The organism is Mycobacterium sp. (assembly GCF_052144515.1).
GTDB lineage: Bacteria > Actinomycetota > Actinomycetes > Mycobacteriales > Mycobacteriaceae > Mycobacterium.
Window position 1 is genome coordinate 1 of the sequence record NZ_JBKQQD010000351.1, and the last position, 3291, is coordinate 3291.

The following is a 3291-nucleotide window of genomic DNA, read 5'->3' on the forward strand; positions in this document are numbered from 1 at the left end:
ATCACCACGGGCACCGGATCAGGACCGTCGGGTCGAAACACATCGGCGCGCAGAGCCACGCCGTCATCCATCGTGATTTCGACATCACGTTCGATGGCTATGCGACCTTTAGCGCCATCCTCAACCACGCCGGGCCGCCACCTGTGTCACCCCGCTCATTGGGTTCGTCGACAACACCACCAGCGATGCTCCTTCCAGACGTTTGTCGGCCGAGTACATGATCCCGCGGGAACGAACAGAGGTTCTAGGGTCCAAGGTCACGCGCGGGGCGTGGGGTTGAGGCGCAACGAATGGCTACCGTTGACGCGCATACCGCCGGCGCGGAAAGGGCCCGGCTGTTGACCGTCTCCGGGCCCTTCACCAGCGTCCGAACAGATCGCCTTCCGCGGTTGTAATCGAACCTCCGTTTTTATAGTCCGCACTAACCTGGCTGCCATCGAGAGCAGGCCCGGGCCACTAATCGCGGGGGCAATTGTCAACACCTTGGATCACGATCTTTAGGCGGCCTCCTCGGTGGTCGCGCCGGGGCGTTCGATGAGTTTGCCGTCGGTGTCGACGTCATCCTGTGTTCCTCTGGTTGAGGAGGCATCGAGCCCGTCCGGGCGACGACCGTTGGGTGGTCGTCCAGGCCGAACCAGGCGTCTCACAGGGTCAATGCCAAGCCAGCGCTACCAAGGTCCCGAGCAACGCTCCCGGCGGCTGCCGATGGTCTAAGCAGAATCCACCACGGCTACAGGACTACTCGACGCGACACAATCGACCGCACACTCAGGTCAAATAGCACTACGAGAGCCGAAAGACCCTAGATCGGCGTGAACGTCGGTCCTACGTTGTGATACGCGCGGCAGACCGTCGTCACAACTTTGTGGTTTCAGGAGCAGGACCACGACAACGGCCCGAGAGATCATGCACACCGGAGGGAGATGTGTCGGCGAGCATGAGACGCTGACCACCGCGGCCCAACACATGCGCGAGCTGGGCGTCGGTGCGTTGCCGATCTGCGGAGATGGGAAGCGGCCAGCAAGATCAACGGAATTCAGATTCAGGAGGGCGCAATGAGTCAGGTACTCGACATTGTGCGGGTGCTCAACAAACACGTCGGCAATCCCGCCATGATGCCCATGTCAGGGCGCAAGCACTACTTCGCGTCCGTGATCGAACACACCGGACGCCGATCCGGAAAGCATTACGCCACACCGGTCGTGACCGACCGGACAGCGGACGGCTTCATTGTTGGGCTGCCATACGGCACTGAGGTCGACTGGCTGCGCAACGTGCTTGCCGCCGGCCGTGCGACGATCCGGTGCGGCGGCCAAACGTATGACGTCGTCGGGCCGCAGGTCATCGACGCGGCATCGGCCAAACCGCTGTTGTCGGCCAAGTACCGACGGCGATTCGGCTGGCTGCCGATCGCCAACTACGTGAAATTCAACTCGGCGCCTAGTCCTTCGGCAGAAGGCAAAGGCGAGGGCGGGTCGGCGCGAAACACCGGTTAGCGTGGCGATCGCCTCCAGCGCCATATGAGTCCAGGCATGTGCCACCGCTCCCAACGGTGCCCGCTCGGGCCGGGCGGGTCATGCCGTCGTCGGTCACCACGATCTCGGTGCTTGCGGTGTTTGACACCCGACACACACGCCGGATGTGTTGTGCCGCACGGTGAACCGTCCGGGGTTTGATGCCCGGCTGCATTGTTGAGGCGTCGCCGGCTGGGACGTCTGGACGTGAGCGTATTAGGCGGCCTCGTATTCCTCGGGTGGGAGGTAGTCGAGCTGGCTGTGCAGGCGCCGATTGTTGAACCAATCGACCCACTCCATCGCCGTACAATCCACATCATCGATGGTGCGCAGTGGGCCGGTCAGGAGGGGGCTGCCGCGACCGACGGCTTCGGTCTCCAACAACCCGATCGTTGTCTCCGCGAGAGCGTTGTCGTAGGCATCGCCGACACTGCCGATCGACGCTGCAATTCCTTCCAGAACAAGAGTTTCCGCGAGTCGTGCAGTCGATATGGCGATCGACATCGTCGAGGAGGCGCATTCACCGCCTGCCTCTCGCCTACAAAACAACTTGACGCGTATGGGGCACTGTCTGGCGCCTTGGCTGTCATGCTTAGTTTCGTGGCCGAAGCCAAACACGTCGTCTTGATTCACGGATCCTGGGGCCGTGGGGAGCAGTTGGCTGCGGCCCGCGCCGCATTCGAAGAGCGTGGATACACGGCGCACACCCCGACGCTGCGCCATCACGAACTGCCCTCGCACGAGGGCGCGATGAAAATTGCCTCACTGAGCCTTCGGCACTACACCGACGACTTGGCGGCATTCGTGAATTCGCTGGATTCGCCACCGCTTCTGATAGGTCACTCGATGGGCGGGCTGCTGGCGCAGCTGGTCGCCGCGCGCACACGCCAAGCTGGCTTAGTGGCAGCATGCCCCGGCCCGGCGGCGGGCATCCTCGGTGCGACCCCCACAACCTTGCGCATGTCCCTGCCGCACTTGTTACGGCCACGTTCCTGGACCAAGCCGTGGCGCCCCCCGACGTTCGAGCAATCTCGACGCTGGATCGCTAACACGCAGACCGAGAACATCGCCCGGGAGATGTATGACGGTTTCGTCTGCGAATCCGGGCGCTATCTCTGGGAATTGCTCCTTGCGTTGCCAAAGCTTTCGAAGGCCACCGTTGTCGATTTCGCGGCGGTCACTGCCCCCGTGCTGGTGATGGGGGCCCAGTGTGACCGTATCGTGTCAGCCGGAGTCGTGCGCCGAACCGCAGCCCGGTACCAGCGCGGGACCTCCGTTGAGATTCCCCGCTCTGACCACATGGTGTTTTCAGGGGCGGCTCTACCGGTCACTATGAGCTACATCGACGATTGGATGGCGAGAAATCATGTCCTCGCCGCTGACGCAGCGAACTAGGCAGGTTCGTCGGCCACGGCGGCTGACGACGACATCAATTTGGCTGTGTTGTGCGTCGCGCCGCCCAGAGCCTAAAGCCGGGACCTTGGCCCGCCCGCCAGGGTGCCTGTACCGATAGGGCTAGATGAACCGCGCCGTCACGGCATCGCCTCGGCCCAGGCGATATGCCCCTCGAAGCCAAGCGTTTTCGCCATGTCACGGTAGCGATCCCGGAACTGCGCATAAGTCGCGGCATCGCCGCGAGCCCGCGCCATAAGAGCCCGCAGCCGCAGCAGCGGAACCTCGAACAGTACGAATCCCGGGTCGGTCGGCTCCGCTGCCAGCCGGTCGATCGCGGCCTGCGCCTCCTTGAGGTCGGCGCTCGTGCCGCGCTGCAGCAGTG

At 63.3% G+C, this 3291-nt stretch carries 4 protein-coding genes and 2 pseudogenes; 3 read left to right on the plus strand and 3 right to left on the minus strand.

The features are described from left to right. Positions 1 to 497: 497 nt before the first annotated feature. Complete coding sequence (locus tag ACLP9N_RS23010; protein WP_442409557.1) at positions 498 to 647, minus strand: hypothetical protein; 150 nt, start codon at positions 645 to 647, stop codon at positions 498 to 500. 259 nt (positions 648 to 906) lie between these two features. On the opposite strand from ACLP9N_RS23010, the pseudogene ACLP9N_RS23015 reads away from it, so the two are divergent. Both ACLP9N_RS23015 and ACLP9N_RS23020 read left to right on the plus strand, forming a co-directional pair. Continuing rightward, positions 907 to 1017 (plus strand): annotated as a pseudogene (locus ACLP9N_RS23015) (CBS domain-containing protein); the annotation flags it as partial. 38 nt (positions 1018 to 1055) lie between these two features. Continuing rightward, a complete protein-coding gene (locus ACLP9N_RS23020) occupies positions 1056 to 1496 on the plus strand; it encodes a nitroreductase family deazaflavin-dependent oxidoreductase (RefSeq protein ID WP_442409558.1) in 441 nt (146 codons plus the stop codon). A 234-nt stretch (positions 1497 to 1730) separates the two neighbouring features. Here ACLP9N_RS23020 and ACLP9N_RS23025 read toward each other — a convergent pair. Beyond that, positions 1731 to 2000: pseudogene (locus tag ACLP9N_RS23025) on the minus strand (integrase core domain-containing protein); the annotation flags it as partial. Between the two features lie 102 nt (positions 2001 to 2102). Here ACLP9N_RS23025 and ACLP9N_RS23030 point away from each other — a divergent pair. Continuing rightward, positions 2103 to 2909, plus strand: a complete 807-nt coding sequence (locus tag ACLP9N_RS23030; protein ID WP_442409559.1) for an alpha/beta hydrolase — start codon at positions 2103 to 2105, stop codon at positions 2907 to 2909. Positions 2910 to 3046: 137 nt separating this feature from the next. Here the strand turns inward: ACLP9N_RS23030 and ACLP9N_RS23035 are convergent. Then, the coding region (locus ACLP9N_RS23035) for a hypothetical protein (protein ID WP_442409560.1) at positions 3047 to 3291 on the minus strand (245 nt) is incomplete at its 5' end.

Bases quoted from the DNA above. Each gene is read 5' to 3' on its own strand.
- ACLP9N_RS23020 (WP_442409558.1), top strand. From the start codon at position 1,056: ATGAGTCAGGTACTCGACATTGTGCGGGTGCTCAACAAACACGTCGGC.
- ACLP9N_RS23030 (WP_442409559.1), top strand. From the start codon at position 2,103: ATGCTTAGTTTCGTGGCCGAAGCCAAACACGTCGTCTTGATTCACGGA.